Source organism: Pseudomonas sp. TE3899 (genome assembly GCF_056279105.1).
Genome location: NZ_JBWBQR010000001.1, coordinates 55,248 through 71,964, shown reverse-complemented (window position 1 = coordinate 71,964; position 16,717 = coordinate 55,248). Strand labels below are relative to the sequence as shown.

The following is a 16,717-nucleotide window of genomic DNA, read 5'->3' as shown; positions in this document are numbered from 1 at the left end:
GGTTTTCCGTCCAAAGGAGTGAGCCCAATGATCGGTAGCGTCAGCAGCAACTACACGAGCTATACCAGCACGAGCACCAGCAGCACGACGGCCAACGCCGCCCGCCGTGCGCAATTCCAGAAAGAGCTGTTCACCAAGCTCGACAGCAATGGCGATGGCTCTGTGAGCCAGGACGAGCTGAAAACCGCCCAGGCGGATAAACCCGACAATCGCCTGTTGGCGGACCTGAGCAAGCACTTCACCGACCTCGACAGCGATGACAACGGCAGCCTGAGCAGCGAGGAAATGGCCGCGATGGCCCCACCCGCACCGCCTCAGGGCCAGGCACCGAATACCGACCTGGCCGACGCGTTGCTGGGCGCCCTGGACGCCGACGGCGACGGCAACCTCAGCACCGATGAACTGAGCAACGGCCTGAGCGCCGCCGGCAGCACGGCCGACAGCAAGGAAATCTTCACGGCCCTGGACAAAAACGAGGACGGCACCGTCAGCAGCGACGAACTCAAAGCGGCCCTGCAGGCGGGTCGCGAGCAAAACAGCGACAGCGCCACCGTCCATTCGAACGTCAGCGAAGCCATCAACAAAATGATCGCCAACCTGACCAAGCAATATTCGCTCGATAACGTGGCGAGCACCGGTAAGTACTTGAACCTCTCGACCTGACCCAAAAGCTTCGCGGGCAAGTCGGATCGCAGCACCGCTCTCTCCTACAGGGTTTGCGTCAGGTCGCGATGTTCGAGCGACGCGGACCTGTAGGAGCAAGGCTTGCCCGCGAAGAGGCCATCACAGCCACAAAAAAACCCACTGACCTTCACAGGTTCAGTGGGCTTTGAAGATCAAAAGATCGCAGCCTTCGGCAGCTCCAGGGTTTGCGTCAGGTCGCGATGTTCGAACGACGCGGACCTGTAGGAGCGAGCGGTGCGGCGATCCGACTTGCCCGCGAAGAGGCCATCACAGACACAAAATCAGCGTCGGTCTTCGACGCGCGCCTGGCTTTTGCTCCAGTCAGTCAACAGGCTGTACGCCACCGCCAACAATGTCGGCCCGATGAACAACCCGATAAACCCGAACGCAATCAACCCGCCAAACACCCCCAGCAGCACGATCACCAACGGCAGGTTCCCGCCGCGGCTGATCAGGTACGGTTTCAGTACGTTGTCCACGCCGCTGATGATGAACGTGCCCCAGATGCCGAGGAACACCGCCATCCCGTATTCACCCTTCCACGCCAGCCACGCCGTGGCCGGGATCCAGATCAGTGGTGGGCCCATCGGAATCAGGCTCAACATGAACGTCACGATCCCCAGCACCAGCGCCCCGGGCACCCCGGCAATCAGGAAGCCGATCAACGCCAGGACTGCCTGGGCTGCCGCTGTGCCGATCACGCCATTGACCACTCTTTGCACAGTGCCGGCGACAAGTTCGATGTAATACCCGGCGCGGTCACCGATCAGGCGTGACAGCAAGCTATGGACAAACGCCGCCAATCGCGGCCCGTCCCGGTAGAAAAAGAACACAAAGACAATGCTCAACGTCAGTTCGAGAATGCCGCCGCCGATCTGCGCACTGCGCGCCAGCAACCAGTTGCCGACCTGCCCGAGATAAGGCTTGATCGCCAGCATCATCGCTGCGCCCTGCTCGTCAATGCTGTTCCAGATTCCCACCAGCCGCTCACCGACCAAGGGAATGCTGCCCAGCCAGACCGGTGCTTCCGGCAGGCCATCGACCTGCACATCCTTGATGAACACCGTGGCATCGCGCACGTGATCCGCCAGGTTGAAACCCAGCCACACCAATGGCACCGCCACCAGCAACATCCAGCCCAGGGTCAGCAAGGCCGCCGCCAGGGATTCTCGCCCGTTGAGCCAACGGGTCAGCAAGCGCATCAGCGGCCAACTGGCAAACGCCAGCACCGCGCCCCAGAACAGAGCCGACCAGAACGGCGCCATCACCCAGAAGCTCGCGCCAAACAGCACCAGGAGCAGAATCTGCACCAATAGCCGATCGTTATTGATCATCGAAATCTCGAAAAAAGTCAGACAGCCAAAGAGTAGGCGAACGTGAGGATCACGTTCGCCTGATGCAGCTTATCGCAACAGTTCGACGTGCAGGCCAGAGCCATCGACACTGCCGGTTTCCATGCGCGCCGCCCGCACGCCCTGGGCGATCAGCGCCTGGCGCCAGGCTTCGGCCTTGGCCCCGGAAACACTGACCCGCAACGTGGTGTCGAGGTTCAGGCCACGGGAAATCAAGCGCAGCCAGGTGTCATCGGGATCGGCATTCAGTTTCGGGAAGTCGAGCTCGCCGGTGCTTTTGAGCTGGCGCAGCAACGTTGCAGAGGTGGGCAACAAATCCCCCAGCGGCGCCGCCGATTCAAACTGTTCGACGTGCAGGTACGCTTTGCGATTGCCCCGGGTGATGCTGTAGAGCGCCACCAGCGAATTGTCCTTGGGGGCCGCCAGCCGCAACAGCAGATACGCCTGTTGCTCGTCCGCGCCATAGAGCTTGGAGTTGCCAAAGACTTCATTGGCCCACAGGCTGCTTTCGCCGCAATCCCGGGCCTGGCACCAGAACAGCAGTTCCGCGCCCTGCTTCTGCAAGGCTTCGCGGGCGACGGTAAAGGCTTCGGTGGAGGCATGCTCCGGCGGCAATTCGTAAGTTACCGAAGTGGTTTGCCCTCGGGCGCTGACCTGACCATCGAAGCGCAACTGACCGCTGATCTTGCGAATCGAGCCCAGCGGATAGATCCGCTCAAGCTCCATCGGCGGGCGATAGTCGACGATCTGCGCATCGGCCAGGCGCGGCACGATCGGCAGGTCCTGGCTGCCCGGAACATCGGCTGCAAATAACATCGGACTGAAACAACACAATGCCAACAGGCTGAGTGAACGCTTAGGCAGGCTCATTGGATAAGCATGGCCTGGGCGACCGCGAGGCCATTCGGGGTCGCTGCGGTGTAGAGATCGATCATGGTTGTCTCCCTTTTCAACCCGCCCAGCCTCGGCAGTTGCCCGTCGCAAGTCAAGGAACGGCGAAGAACCGATTGAAACAGTCTGCGACAAGATCGGCGCCAGGCTCGTCATTCAGGTGCAAATGATGGCCACCTGGCAGCTGTTCTCGGCTAAAGGGTAGACGCTCCAGCAACTCCGGATGTTTGGCGAGCATGCCGTCGGCCGCCACCACCAGCCGCGTAGGACAAGTGATGCGCTGCACGAAGGCCATCGCCTGTTCCTGGGTCAGGCGCAGCGGCGACGGTAGCGTCAGGCGGCTGTCGGTACGCCAGGTGTAGCCGCCCGGCACCGGCATCAGGCCCCGTTGCGCCAGCAGTTCGGCGGCTTCGCGACTGACCGCCACCAGGCCTTTCATCCGGGCTTCGACAGCGCGATCAAGGGTGGTGTAGACCGGTTTGCGCTTCTCCCGCAGATCCAGTTGCGCTTGCAGGGCCATGCCCATGCGTTCGGCAGCGTTTTCGCCTTTGTCTGTAGGAGGAATGACGCCATCGATCAGGGCCAGATGGGTGACACGCTCCGGCATCGACCCGGCGACGATCAACGAAGCGATCGCGCCCATGGAGTGGCCCAGCAGCGCAAATTTCTTGAGTCCAAGCTGTTCGGCGACTTGCAGTACATCGTGGGCGTAATCCCACATCGCGTAGCCAGCGCCTATCGGCCGATGCCCGGAGTGACCGTGGCCGGCCATGTCCAGGGCAATAATCCGCAAGCCTTTGAGCCTGGGTGCCAACCGGGCAAAGCTGTTGGCGTTGTCCAGCCAGCCGTGCAAGGCGATCACCGGCAAGCCATCCTCGGGCCCCGACAAGTGCGCCGCCAACTCGATGTGCGGCAGGCTCAGACGCACTTCTTCGACGACGCTGCTCATGCGCAATCCTGCTGGCGGCGACCTTCCCAGCGGCTGAACAGGTTCTTCAGCAACGTGGCGGTGTCCTGGGGACGTTCGAGGGGAAACATGTGGCCGCCAGGCATGGTCAAGGACTCGCCGAACGGCATACGCCCGACGGAGCTGGCGTGATGGCGCATGACCACGCGGCTGTTATTGCCGCGCACCACCGCCAGCGGCACTTTCAACTGCCGGGCGCGGCCGGGGCTGGTGTGGGGTACGCCGCGGTAGATGCTGATTTCCGTGGCGGGGTCGAAGCGCAGGCGCAGCTTGTCGCCGACTTTGTGCAAACCGTGTTGCAGGTAGGCGTCGAAGCATTCCGGGTCGAAACCGCGAAACAGGGTTTTGCCGGCGAAATAGCGGCGGGCGCTGTCCAGGTCGGCGAACTCTTCACGCCGGCCCAGGGTGCGCCCGGCGGGCGTCAGGCGATCAATGAAACCGAAACGCTTGGCAGCGAGGATCACCCATTGATCGGCGCGGGTCAGCACCGGCGAATCGAGCATCACCACCCCGCGATACAACTCGGGGCAACGCAGCGCCGCGTGCAAGTGCAGCACACCGCCGAAGGAATGGCCGACGCCCCAGACCGGTTCCGGCTGTCGCTTCAGGTGATGGATCAACTCGTCCACCAGGTTGCGCCAGTTGTCATCGGCCGGGAAACGCGGGTCATGGGCGTGCTGCTCCAGATGCGTCACCTGATATTCAGGTGCCAACGCCGCGAACAACTTGCCGTAGGTCCCCGAAGGAAAGCCATTGGCGTGGGCGAAAAAGATCTGCTGCGACATACCGGTCAATCCATGGGCGAGAAACGTGGGGTTGATTGTCCGTAAGACAGTGGACTACAGCAATGACCGTAACTGACAGGAATGATGACAGTCTGGCCATGGCTATGGTCAATCCGGCATTGCCCCCCTGTGGCGAGAGAGCTTGCTCCCTCGCCACAGGTATTGCTCGGCCGATAGAACGTCGTTTAACGGGAAGGAGGATTCTCCCCCAACGGCACCACCGCCATGGTCAACCGCGACACACAACTGGCCTTGCCCTCATCACTGGTCAAACGGATATCCCACACATGGGTGGTGCGGCCGATATGGATCGCCTTGGCCACCGCCGTCACCCGCCCGCTGCGCAAGCCGCGCAAGTGGTTGGCGTTGATTTCCAGGCCCACGCAATAGAACTTGCTGGCATCGATGCACAGGTAACTGGCCATCGAGCCTACGGTTTCGGCCAGCACCACCGAGGCGCCGCCGTGCAGCAACCCGTAAGGCTGATGAGTGCGATGGTCGATGACCATGCTGGCGGTCAGGGACTCGTCGTCGAAGGCTTCGAAGCGAATATCCAGCACTTCGCCGATGGTGTTTTTCTGGATCGCGTTCAATTGTTCAATGTTGGGAGCGGTACGCCACAGACTCATCGCTGACTTCCTTTATTGAGGGTGTTCGTCGCTCAATCCTGCCACAGCACCGCTTCATTGCGCTCGCTCCATTCTTCGAAGCGCGCCCCGTACGCGGCTTCGATCACGTTGCGCTTGATCTTCAGGGTCGGGGTCAGGAAGCCGTTTTCCACCGCCCAGCTGTCCTTGACCACCACCAGGCGGCGCAAGCGTTCATGTTTATCGAGGGCGCCGTTGACCTCTTCCAGGAGTTTTTCCAGGCTCGAATGCAAAGCATTGCGCGCTGAACTGGCGGCATCCTGCAAACCCACCGCCGACAGCACGCACAATCCCATCGGCGCGCTCAAGCCATCGCCCACCACGCAGACCTGTTCGATCCGCGAATGCACCGCCAGGCGATTTTCGATCGGTGCCGGGGCCACGTATTTGCCTTTGCTGGTCTTGAAGATTTCCTTCAGGCGCCCGGTCAGGCGCAAGTGGCCTTCGGCGTCCTGCTCGCCCTTGTCACCGGTGCGCAGGAAGCCGTCCTCGGTGATCGTATCGGCGGTTTTTTCCGGCTCCTTGAAATAGCCGAGCATGGTCGCGCCGCTGCGCACCAAGACCTCCCCGGTCTCGGCGATCCGCACTTCAACCTCCGGACACGGCTTGCCGATCCAGCCCGGCTTGTCGTCTCCCGGCCGGCCGATGTGCGAGTACCCGCAACTTTCGGTCATGCCGTATACCTCCAGCACGTCCAGCCCGAGTTTGCGGTACCACAGCAGCAAGGTCTGCGGCACTGGCGCGGCGCCGGACAGGGCCACGCGCAGCGCATCAAGCCCCAGCCCGGCGAGGACTTTGTGCCCGACCCGCTTGCCGATAAAGGGCAGGCCGAGCAGGAAATCCAGGCGTTTTGCCGGGATCTTGCTGTACACGCCCATCTGGAATTTGGTCCAGATGCGCGGCACGCCGAACATCGCGGTCGGGCGCGCGCGCTGCAGATCGGTGAGGAAGGTGTCGAGGCTCTCGGCAAAGAACACGGTTTGTCCGGTGTAGATCGACGCCAGCTCGACGAACATCCGCTCGGCGACATGGCACAGCGGCAGATAGGACAGCAACCGGTCCGACTCGCTGAGGCCGAACAACTGCGTGCCACGGGTGGTGGCGAAGCCGAGGTTGCCGAAGCTGTGCATCACGCCTTTGGGCAGGCCGGTGGTGCCGGAGGTATAGATGATGGTCGCCAATTGCTCGGCGGCGGGTTTCGGGTCGTCCTGGATCGGCGAGCTTTTCTGCAGGTCGTCCCAGCTGAAATTGAAGACGCCCGGCGGATGCAGCGGCAAGCTGATGGTCGGCAGGTCCGGGCTGACGCCGCGAGACATGCCGGGCCAATCATCCAGTTTGCCGACAAACGCCAGCGCCGCCTCGGAGTGTTCCAGCACTTGGGCCACGGATTCAGCAGTGAGGTTGGGGTAAAGCGGCACTGACACATGCCCGGCCATCCAGATCGCCAGATCGGCGATGATCCAGTGGGCGCAGTTTTTCGAGATCAGGGCGATGTGGCTGCCTTGGGGCAGTTCCCGGGCGCGCAACCAATGAGCGGCGCAGCGGGCTTGATGGCCGACATCGGCCCAGCTCAGTGTCTCGACCTGGCCGCCGCCCAGTGGCTGGACCAGAAAGCGCTGGCGGGGATGGCGGGCTTCACGTTCGTAGAACACGTCCAGCGGCAAACGAAAAGCAGCAGGCATGCGACTTGCTCCTTTGTTTTTGGTCTGGAGCAAGCGTAGTCAACCGAGCAAGTGCTTGGTCAACTATTTCACACGAACCTGTAGGAGCCAGGCTTGCCCGCGAAGGCGTCGTGTCAGTCGACATCGTTGTTGAATGACACGACGTCTTCGCGGGCAAGCCTCGCTCCTACGCAAGTGTGCGGGTCAGGGGTGTTTGATGCCGTTGAGCTTCATGCCGCCGGCCAGCGGCAAGTCGCCTTCCAGCTCCGCCAGGCCGGCGGTTTTCACCGCTTCCGGGTCTTGCACATGACCGTGCTGCAGGTAGCCCAGCAAGTTGCCCACCAACGGGTTATGGCTGACCAGCAACGCGTGATCGACCGACACCAACTGCTCGGCCACCGCTTGCGGGCGGTTGTCCGGGGTCAGCCACTCGACGGTGCGGATCTCGGGGGCGAACCCCAGCGCTTCACGGACCAGTTGCGCGGTCTCCTGCGCACGCAGGTAAGGACTGGCGTAAATGGCCGTAATCGGCCGGCCGATCAACTCGGCAGCCGTGCGCAGCACTTCTTCACGACCGTGGGCGGTCAATGCCCGTTCGGAGTCTGGACGCGTGCCGTGTGGCTCGGCTTCACCATGACGCAATACCCAGAGTTTCATAGCTTAGGCTCCTCATCTCGGGCCGGATGCGGTGCAGGCGCTACAACGTGCGGCGCTTCACCTTCCGGGGTACGCGGCGTCGGCCAATCGGCGAACGGCCAAGGCTTCTGGTCGCTGTGAAACGTGCCGAAACGACCGATCTGCGCCAGGAACTGGCTCAGGCTGTCGCCGAAGTTCATCAGGCTGGCGCTCGGGGCGCCATAGATCAAACGATAGATCAACTGCACCAGCACTACCGCGCCGAGGATAAATTGCGCCACTTGCCAGACCAGCAAGAAGACGATCATCCACAACACTCGCAGCAGAATGGATTCGTACTTGGCTTCTGTTTTCGGATCGTTCATGTGCCGCTCCCTGCCCGTAGATAAAGCAATCAGTTGAAACCGCTGGTGGAGATAAAGTCGACGTCGGTCTTCGGCTCGGCCCGCATTAACAGTTCGATCACCTGCTCAAGCGTGCGCCCTTCAAACAAAATCGCGTGCAGCCCGGCGACCAGCGGCATGTACACGCCCGCTTCCTGGGACTTGGCCTTGAGCACTTTGAGGGTGTTCACGCCTTCGGCGACTTCGCCCAGGCGCGTCACTGCGTCTTCCAGGCTCAGGCCCTGGCCGAGGGCGAACCCGACCTGATAGTTGCGGCTTTTCGGCGACGAGCACGTGACGATCAAGTCACCAACGCCCGCCAGACCGAGGAAGGTCATCGGGTTAGCCCCCTGATTCACCGCGAAGCGGGTCATTTCCGCCAAGGCCCGGGTAATCAGCATGCTCTTGGTGTTTTCGCCCATGCCCAGCGCCACGGCCATGCCGGCGATGATGGCGTAGACGTTTTTCAACGCCCCGCCCAACTCCACGCCAAAACGGTCGGCGCTGGCGTAGACGCGGAAGGTGCGGCCGTGCAGGGCTTCCTGGACCCGCGCGCAGAGTTCTTCGTCTTCGCTGGCGACCACCGTGGCGGTCAAGGCGTGTTCGGCGATTTCACGGGCCAGGTTCGGCCCGGACAGCACACCGATGCGCGCTTGCGGGGCGATCTCTTCGAGAATCTCGCTCATCAGCTTGAACGTGTGGGCTTCGATGCCCTTGGTCAGGCTGACCAGCAATTTGCCGCTCAAGCGTTCGGCATACGGCACCAGCACCGCGCGCAACGCGCTGGACGGCAGCGCGACGAAGCACAGGTCGCAGGCGTCGAGGGTGGCAGGCAGGTCGGTGACCGCCGTAACACCCGGCAGAATCTTGATGCCTTTGAGGTAACGCGGGTTCTCGCGATTGACCCGGATGGCCTCGGCCTGTTCGGGGTCACGCATCCACTGCAGAACCTGATGGCCGTTCTCGGCCAGCAGGTTTGCCACGGCGGTACCAAAACTTCCGCCTCCCAGGACCGCAATTGGGCGCTGTTCAGTCATATGTAATCCGTTAATCCATACCAGTGGCGATGCCGGCATTATACGGAGCGGCCCAGTGGCGGCCAGCCCCCGCGTCAATTACCGACACGTGTAGGAAGAAGACCAACAAATCCGAGGAAAATGCCCATAACGTGACTGGAAAAGTGACCGTGCTCGGTTAACATGCGCGCCACTTAATCGCTACCAAGGCTGTGTCGTGTCTTTTGGCCCCTCCTCACCTCGCTCGTCGCTGCTGCTGGCGCTGTTCTTCAGCCCGGTTTTGCTGGCCGACGACCTGTTCCTCGACAGCGATCCGTTGCCGCAAGTACTGACGGCGACGCGACTCAAGCAGTCGCCGGCCGCCGTGCCGGGGAGCATGACGGTGATCGACAGCGAACTCATCAACGCCAGCGGCGCCCGGGACATCAGCGAATTGCTGCGCCTGGTGCCGGGGATGATGGTCGGCAACATCAATGGCAATCAGGCGGCGGTGAACTATCACGGCACCAATGCCAGCGAAGCCCGGCGCATGCAGGTGTTGATCGATGGCCGTTCGGTGTACCGCGCCGGCCTGGCCACCGTGGACTGGAGCGATATTCCGGTGGCGATGGAAGACATCGAGCGCATCGAAATCTTTCGCGGCCCCAACACCGTCAGCTACGGCGCCAACGCGCTGATGGCGGTGGTCAACATCATCACCCGCAACCCGGCGGACAGCCATGGCACGCGCCTGAAAGTCACCCGGGGCCAGCGCGGCATCAACGATTTCTACGCCAGCCAGGGCACCGGTTGGGACGGCGGCGATCTGCGCCTGTCGCTCTCCGGCCAGCAAGACGACGGCTTTGACTCGGACCGCACCGGCGCCGATTACCGCGACAGTCGGCGCTTGAACCGCTTCAACCTCGCGGTCAGCCAATCGCTCAATGAAAGCCAAAGCATCGATTGGCAATTGAATGCCAAGGACGGCAGCAACCAGCGACCGTATACCTACCGCCCGGTGTTCTCGGGGATTACCGCTGCCGGGAACAATTCCGACGTAATCGCCAAGGATTACGCCGGCTCCCTGCGCTGGAACCTGGACATCAATCCCGATCACAGCCTGTATATCCAGGGCTCGGCGCAACATTGGGATCGCCAGCAGACCTGGCGCGCCTGTGATGCCGAAGTGTCGTTCAGCCCCGAGCTGACCGACCTGTGGCAACTCAACCCGAACTACGCCGAACGCCTGGCGCGCAACATGGAGCGCTACACCGGCCCCGGCGCCCCGGCAGGTACTGCGGCGGAACAAGCGTTGGGCAATCAGGTGCTGGCGCAATGGAAAAACGGCGCCCGGCAAACCCTGTGTGGCGACATCGACCAGAGCGCCCGGGAATCGCGCTACGACCTCGAACTGCAAGACACCCTGAGCCTGTCCGATAGTCTGCGGCTGGTCAGCGGCATGAACTATCGTTACGACCGGGCAGACTCCGAGACCTACTTCAATGGCACCCTCGACGACACCACCTGGCGCACGTTCGGCCAACTTGAGTGGCGCGCCAGCGAACACTGGTTGCTACAGGGCGGCGCGATGTTCGAAGACACGCAACTGACCGGCAGTTCGCTGACCCCGCGGGTGGCGGTCAATTACCTGATCAACCCGCGCCACGGCTTGCGCGCGGTGTATTCCGAAGCCATCCGCTCACCGGACATGTTCGAGAACAACGTGAACTGGAGCTATCAGGTGACCAATCTGCGGCCCAGCGCCTATGGCCAGTCCAGCGCCCGCTATTTCGTGAAGACCCGTGGGCCCGGCGACCTCGACAAGGAACGCATGCGTTCCCGGGAACTGGGCTACAACGGTTTCTTCGCCGAGCTGGGCCTGGCGGTGGATGTGAAGCTGTTCTACGACGAAATCACCGGCATGATCAGTGAGCCGTTGCGCAACAACCAGTACATCGCCAGCAACGCCAACAACTCACGCTTCACCGGCACTGAAACCCAACTCGACTGGCACGTCAGCCGTGCCGATCGCCTGCGCCTGACCTATGCCTACGTCGATGCCAAGGCCAGCAACCCGCTGGACCAACAGCAGACGGCACGCAACAGCGGTTCCGCCGGTTGGCTGCGCAACTGGGGCCAAGGCTGGAACAGCGCGCTCTTCTACTATGGGGACGACGCCCTCAACGGTTACCGCTTCGAACGGCTCGACACGCGCATCGCCAAACGCATCGGCCTGGGCAAGGCAAACCTGGAACTGGCCGGCGTGCTGCAACAGCGCCTCGATAACCAGCCCACCACCTTCATCGACAACAATTACGACGAGCGCCGGGTGCTCTACTTCAGCGCGGAGCTGGCGTTTTAGATGCAACCTCAGTCACGGAAGACGCCAAGCCTTGGCCATTTGTTGGCCGTGCTGTGGCTGGCGTTCGGCGGGCTGCTTTGCAGTCTGTCGGCTTGTGCCATGGAGATTCTGCTGACCGGTGCCGAAGACAGTCCCGGCGTGCAATCTTTCACCCAGGCCCTGAATGAGCTGCGCCCCACCGACAGCGTGCGTTTCCAGCCGCTGGCCAGCCTGCCGGCACCGAGTCAATTGCCCGGCGGTACGCGCCTGATTTTGCTTGACCTGCCGAGCCTCGACTGGCGCCTGCAAGACAGCCAGGGCCCGGCAACATTGGTGCTGCGCATCAGCCGCCTGCAAGCGCGGCAACGCCTGAATAATCTGCTGCCCCCCCACCTCAGCCTCTTGTGGAGCGATCCGCCTCTGGACCGGCAATTGCGCCTGACCCGATTGGTGCTGCCCCAGGTGCGCCGGGTCGGTGTGCTCTATGACCGGCACAGCGAATTCCTCTTGAAAGAACTGCGCCAGGCCGCCCTGCCCCTGGGCCTGGAGATCGTCGCCGAACGTTGGGACAACACCAACGACAGTCGCCCGTTGCTGACACTGCTGAAAAACAGCGATGTGCTGCTCGGGCTCGATGACCCCGATTTGTACAACCCGAAAACCGCGAAAAACCTGCTGCTCAGCAGCTATGCACGACAGATGGCGCTGATCGGCCCCAATGCCGGTTTCGTCAAGGCTGGCAGCCTGGCCAGCACCTACAGCGACCAAAGCGACTGGCTGGCGATTCTCGACGAGTTGCTCGACCGGCCACCAGCCACCTGGCCGCGTACGCTCTACCCCAGGCACTTCAAAGTCTTAAGCAATCCACAAGTGGCTCGTTCATTAGGTATTGAACAGATGAATGAAGCATCTGTTGCCGCACAGTTGGCTGAAGGAGAAAGCCGCCCATGACCTTCCGACGCCGTTGGGACATCAACACCCGAACCCAGATCATCAGCCTCGGCCCTGCCCTGCTGCTGACCTTGCTGCTGATCAGTTTCTTCACCTTCGTGCGGATCCAGGACTTGCGCCAGGAGCTCAACCACACCGGTCAACTGATCGCCAACCAGTTGGCACCGGCTACCGAATACGGTGTGATCTCCGGCAACAACGACGTGTTGGAAAGCCTGCTCAAGGCCACGCTGGCCACGCCCAATGTGCGCTTTCTGGAAGTGCAGGACAGCGCCAACCGGATTCTGGTGTACGTCGAGCAACCGTCGGAATCCCACAACCGCTCGCAACAGGTCGAAGTGTTCCAGGCGCCGGTGCGGTTGCAACGGATCGCGCTGAACAATGACTTCTTCCAGAACACCAAGACCTCGGTCAGTGCGCCGAGCGAGGACTATCTGGGGCGGGTGATCGTCGGCCTGTCCAACGACGCCTTCAGCCAGCGCCAGCAGGAGATCCTGTTCAAGGCCGGGATCCTCGCGTTGTTCGCCTTGCTGTTCACCTTTCTTTTGGCCCGGCGCCTGGCCGGCAGTCTGTCGCAACCGATCCGCGACATCGGTAACGCGGTCAAGGCGATCCAGAAAGGCGACTACAGCACGCCGCTGCCGATCGTCGACGACACCGAGCTGGGGGCCTTGTCGCAACACATCAACAACCTCGCCGAAGGTCTGGAAAAGGCCAGCCGCGAACAGCAGCAAGCGATGTCGCAGCTGATCCAGACCCGCGAGGAAGCGGAAAAGGCCAACAACGCCAAATCCGACTTCCTGGCGATGATGAGCCACGAACTGCGCACTCCGATGAATGGCGTGCTGGGCATGCTGCAATTGCTCGAAACCACCGACATGACCGAGGAGCAGGTCGAATACGCGGCGCTGGCGTCGGAGTCCACCGAACACTTGCTCAAGGTGATCAACGACATCCTCGACTTCTCGCGCATCGAGCGTTCTGAACTGGAGCTGGAGCACATTCCGTTCAACCTCGCCGACCTGATCGGCAGCTGCGCCCAGTCGTTCCAGCACAGCGCGGTGCAACGCAAGCTCGACCTTGAGCTGCTGATTCCCGACGACATGCGCGCCTTGCAGGTTCAGGGCGATCCGACGCGGATCCGGCAGATCCTGGTCAACCTGATCGGCAACGCTCTGAAGTTCACCGAACAGGGCCGCGTGACCATCGAGCCGCAGTGGCAATCCCTGGATCACGAATTGCTGTGGTTCACCTGCACCGTGCGCGACAGTGGCATCGGGATTTCCCCCGAAAGCCTGGAATTGATGTTCAACGCGTTCCAGCAGGCCGACAGTTCCATTTCAAGACGTTACGGCGGCACCGGGCTCGGTTTGCCGATTGCCCGCACCCTCGCCGAACGCATGGGCGGTACGTTGCGGGCGCAGAGCGAGGAAGGTCGCGGGTCGGTGTTCACCCTGGAAATCCCCCTCGCGCTTTATAAGCAGGCTTTGCCGGAACTGCCGGCGCCACGGGTGCCGACCGGCAATGGCAACGGTGAAGGACGCAATGTGTTGCTGGTGGAGGACAATCCGGTCAACCAGACGGTTATCGAAGCCATGTTGCGCAGCCTGGGCTTTACGGTCAGCGTCGCCACCGACGGCGCCCAGGCGGTACGCAGTGCCGAGAGTCTGATTTTCGAGGCGATCCTGATGGACTGCCGGTTGCCGATCATCGACGGCTATGAAGCGACCCGCCAGATTCGCCAATTGCCCGGTTGCCTGGACTTGCCGATCATCGCGCTGACGGCCAACGCCTTGCAGGGTGACCGCGAAGCGTGCCTGGCGGCGGGCATGAACGATTACCTGGCCAAGCCCTTCAAACGCACTGATCTGCAGCAAATTCTGCAGCGTTGGGTGCAGTAGTGCTGTCCTTTCGGCTATCTGCGACTGGCGTGAAAGGCGAAAGTGCGGCAGTCTTAGGCACCCGAACAGGCCCGAAAAGGGGCTTGAATAATAATTTCAGTGCACAAGTGTACATTCATGTCCTTGGTGCTGTGACTTTCACCACAACGCAATAGTCTATGAGTAGGCTGTCGACTCGAGGCATGAACGCTTCGATCGGCCGGGAAGATTTGCCCCACCCTGCCGCACGGGACTATTGAGGAGCTCGCATGACCAAACAAAACGCCTTTACTCGGGAAGACCTGCTGCGCTGCAGTCGCGGTGAGCTGTTCGGCCCAGGTAACGCGCAACTGCCCGCCCCGAACATGCTGATGGTGGATCGCATCACCCATATCAGCGAAGAAGGTGGCAAGTACGGCAAAGGTGAATTGGTCGCCGAGCTGGATATCACTCCAGACCTGTGGTTCTTCGCCTGCCACTTCGAAGGTGATCCGGTGATGCCGGGCTGCCTGGGCCTCGACGCCATGTGGCAACTGGTCGGCTTCTTCCTGGGCTGGCAAGGCCTGCCGGGCCGCGGTCGTGCACTGGGTTCGGGCGAAGTGAAGTTCTTTGGTCAGGTCCTGCCGACTGCCAAGAAAGTTACGTATAACATTCAGATCAAGCGCGTCCTCAAAGGCAAGCTGAACCTCGCTATCGCCGATGGTTCGGTCAGTGTCGACGGCCGCGAAATCTACACCGCCGAAGGCCTCCGGGTCGGCGTGTTCACCTCCACTGAAAACTTCTAAGGGTTATCCGCATGCGCCGCGTCGTTATCACTGGTCTGGGCATCGTTTCGTGCCTGGGCAATGACAAAGAGACCGTCTCCGCTAACCTGCGTGCAAGTCGCCCGGGCATCCGGTTCAACCCGGAATATGCCGAAATGGGTCTGCGTAGCCAGGTTTCCGGCTCCATTGACCTGCCGCTTAAAGAGCTGATTGATCGCAAGACCTTTCGCTTCGTCGGTGACGCAGCGGCTTACGCTTATGTAGCGATGAAAAGCGCCATCGAAGACTCGGGCCTGACCGAAGAGCAGGTATCCAACCCGCGTACCGGCCTGATCGCCGGTTCCGGCGGTGCTTCCACGCTGAACCAGATGGAAGCGCTGGACACCCTGCGTGAAAAAGGCATCAAGAAGGTTCTGCCGTACTACGTCACGCGGACCATGAGCAGCACCGTTTCCGCTTGCCTGGCCACACCGTTCAAGATCAAGGGCCTGAACTACTCCATCGCATCTGCCTGCGCCACCAGTGCTCACTGCATCGGTACCGCCATGGAACAGATCCAGATGGGCAAGCAGGACATCGTGTTCGCCGGCGGCGGTGAAGAAGAGCATTGGAGCCAATCGTTCCTGTTCGACGCCATGGGCGCACTGTCCAGCAAGCGCAACGACACGCCGGAAAAAGCCTCCCGCGCCTACGACGCTGACCGTGACGGTTTCGTCATCGCCGGCGGTGGCGGCATGGTCGTGGTCGAAGAGCTGGAACACGCTCTGGCCCGTGGCGCGAAGATCTACGCGGAAGTCGTTGGCTACGGCGCGACCTCCGACGGCTATGACATGGTCGCACCAAGCGGCGAAGGCGCCATCCGCTGCATGCAGATGGCCATGTCCACCGTCGACACCCCGATCGACTACCTGAACACCCACGGCACCTCGACTCCGGTCGGCGACCTCGCGGAAATGAAAGGTGTGCGTGCGGTGTTCGGCGACAAGGCACCGGCCATCAGCTCCACCAAGAGCCTGTCGGGTCACTCCCTGGGCGCCGCCGGCGTTCACGAAGCGATCTACTGCATGCTGATGATGGAAGGCAACTTCATGGCGGGCTCCGCCAACATCGACGAACTGGACCCGGAAGTGGCTGACATGCCGATCCTGACCAAGACGCGCGAAGACGCCACCATCAACACCGTGATGAGCAACAGCTTCGGCTTCGGTGGCACTAACGCTACGCTGGTACTGAAGCGCTGGGTCGGCAAGTAATACCCCGCCGCCTCGCCGCACAGAAAAACGCCCCGACTGGTTCGGGGCGTTTTTTTTGCACTTGGAAAAAGCCATCGCAATGCTTTTGCAGGAGCCAGGCTCCTACAGGTACGGCGTTCAAGCAGCGGATTTGTTCATCGCGAACATGAAACTTTTGTCATCTAACTCAGCCACCTGCGACCGAATGTCGCGTGTTTAGCGGGCTGCGGGACTTTTGCAGTTTTCGCAATTATTCGTTGCCGAACGAAAGCGTTTACTTAGGAAGCTAACAAAACATATAACAGAGGCCTGCACACGCCTTGGTGCAGGTAACTGAGATTGGAGCTAGCAGATGACTGTAAAAGTAACTGAACGCGACGATTCACATAAATCCCATGAAGGCATCGCCGCCGGTATCCGTATCTGGGATGTACATCAACAAGACATGCTGGTCGGCATGTTCCATTCCGAGACCGATGCGCATAACTACAAGTCTGAACTGGAAACACTGGAGCAGCAGCGCGAACTGCGATCCGCCCAGGCGTGAA

16 protein-coding genes are annotated in these 16,717 nt (G+C 61.4%); 7 read left to right on the top strand and 9 right to left on the bottom strand.

The features are described from left to right. Window positions 1-27 precede the first annotated feature (27 nt). Entirely contained in the window at window positions 28-663 is a 636-nt protein-coding gene (xopAW, locus tag ACZ89E_RS00340) for a XopAW family type III secretion system calcium-binding effector (RefSeq protein ID WP_476254618.1), read from the top strand. 302 nt (window positions 664-965) lie between these two features. Here xopAW and ACZ89E_RS00335 read toward each other — a convergent pair whose 3' ends face one another. The 9 genes from ACZ89E_RS00335 to ACZ89E_RS00295 all read right to left on the bottom strand — a co-directional run bounded on the left by ACZ89E_RS00335 (window position 966) and on the right by ACZ89E_RS00295 (window position 9,043). Continuing rightward, window positions 966-2,018: an AI-2E family transporter gene (locus tag ACZ89E_RS00335; RefSeq protein ID WP_149659959.1), complete on the bottom strand. Its 1,053-nt coding sequence runs from the start codon at window positions 2,016-2,018 to the stop codon at window positions 966-968. 69 nt (window positions 2,019-2,087) lie between these two features. After that, a complete protein-coding gene (locus ACZ89E_RS00330; RefSeq protein ID WP_149659958.1) occupies window positions 2,088-2,906 on the bottom strand; it encodes a DUF4892 domain-containing protein in 819 nt (272 codons plus the stop codon). A gap of 115 nt (window positions 2,907-3,021) precedes the next feature. Beyond that, window positions 3,022-3,876: an alpha/beta hydrolase gene (locus ACZ89E_RS00325; protein ID WP_149659957.1), complete on the bottom strand. Its 855-nt coding sequence runs from the start codon at window positions 3,874-3,876 to the stop codon at window positions 3,022-3,024. Then, window positions 3,873-4,679 carry an alpha/beta fold hydrolase gene (locus tag ACZ89E_RS00320; RefSeq protein WP_149659956.1) on the bottom strand — a complete coding sequence of 269 codons (807 nt, stop codon included), beginning with the start codon at window positions 4,677-4,679 and terminating at the stop codon, window positions 3,873-3,875. The genes ACZ89E_RS00325 and ACZ89E_RS00320 overlap by 4 nt, the downstream gene beginning before the upstream one ends. A gap of 185 nt (window positions 4,680-4,864) precedes the next feature. Continuing rightward, window positions 4,865-5,308 carry a hotdog fold thioesterase gene (locus ACZ89E_RS00315; protein WP_476254617.1) on the bottom strand — a complete coding sequence of 148 codons (444 nt, stop codon included), beginning with the start codon at window positions 5,306-5,308 and terminating at the stop codon, window positions 4,865-4,867. 32 nt (window positions 5,309-5,340) lie between these two features. Next, window positions 5,341-7,008 carry an AMP-binding protein gene (locus ACZ89E_RS00310; RefSeq protein WP_476254616.1) on the bottom strand — a complete coding sequence of 556 codons (1,668 nt, stop codon included), beginning with the start codon at window positions 7,006-7,008 and terminating at the stop codon, window positions 5,341-5,343. A gap of 183 nt (window positions 7,009-7,191) precedes the next feature. After that, window positions 7,192-7,644 carry a phosphohistidine phosphatase SixA gene (sixA, locus tag ACZ89E_RS00305; protein ID WP_133840463.1) on the bottom strand — a complete coding sequence of 151 codons (453 nt, stop codon included), beginning with the start codon at window positions 7,642-7,644 and terminating at the stop codon, window positions 7,192-7,194. Further along, a complete protein-coding gene (locus ACZ89E_RS00300; RefSeq protein ID WP_123510001.1) occupies window positions 7,641-7,988 on the bottom strand; it encodes a DUF4389 domain-containing protein in 348 nt (115 codons plus the stop codon). Before ACZ89E_RS00300 ends, sixA begins: the two co-directional genes overlap by 4 nt. Window positions 7,989-8,017: 29 nt before the next feature. Next, on the bottom strand, window positions 8,018-9,043 hold the full coding sequence (locus ACZ89E_RS00295; RefSeq protein ID WP_149662114.1) for an NAD(P)H-dependent glycerol-3-phosphate dehydrogenase: 1,026 nt from the start codon (window positions 9,041-9,043) through the stop codon (window positions 8,018-8,020). A gap of 196 nt (window positions 9,044-9,239) precedes the next feature. On the opposite strand from ACZ89E_RS00295, the gene ACZ89E_RS00290 reads away from it, so the two are divergent. The 6 genes from ACZ89E_RS00290 (at window position 9,240) to ACZ89E_RS00265 (ending at window position 16,716) form a co-directional block, all read left to right on the top strand. Then, window positions 9,240-11,363 (top strand): TonB-dependent receptor plug domain-containing protein, encoded by a 2,124-nt coding sequence (locus ACZ89E_RS00290; protein ID WP_476254615.1) that lies wholly within the window; start codon window positions 9,240-9,242, stop codon window positions 11,361-11,363. Further along, window positions 11,364-12,293, top strand: a complete 930-nt coding sequence (locus ACZ89E_RS00285) for an ABC transporter substrate-binding protein (protein ID WP_463258195.1) — start codon at window positions 11,364-11,366, stop codon at window positions 12,291-12,293. Beyond that, the gene (locus ACZ89E_RS00280; RefSeq protein WP_149662111.1) at window positions 12,290-14,194 is read left to right on the top strand and encodes an ATP-binding protein; all 1,905 of its coding nucleotides are present in this window, start codon (window positions 12,290-12,292) and stop codon (window positions 14,192-14,194) included. Before ACZ89E_RS00285 ends, ACZ89E_RS00280 begins: the two co-directional genes overlap by 4 nt. 248 nt (window positions 14,195-14,442) lie before the next feature. Then, window positions 14,443-14,958: a 3-hydroxyacyl-[acyl-carrier-protein] dehydratase FabA gene (fabA, locus tag ACZ89E_RS00275; RefSeq protein WP_042560484.1), complete on the top strand. Its 516-nt coding sequence runs from the start codon at window positions 14,443-14,445 to the stop codon at window positions 14,956-14,958. 11 nt (window positions 14,959-14,969) lie between these two features. Next, on the top strand, window positions 14,970-16,190 hold the full coding sequence (gene fabB / locus ACZ89E_RS00270; RefSeq protein ID WP_476254614.1) for a beta-ketoacyl-ACP synthase I: 1,221 nt from the start codon (window positions 14,970-14,972) through the stop codon (window positions 16,188-16,190). A 331-nt stretch (window positions 16,191-16,521) separates the two neighbouring features. Next, entirely contained in the window at window positions 16,522-16,716 is a 195-nt protein-coding gene (locus ACZ89E_RS00265; RefSeq protein ID WP_133840456.1) for a hypothetical protein, read from the top strand. Window position 16,717 lies beyond the last annotated feature (1 nt).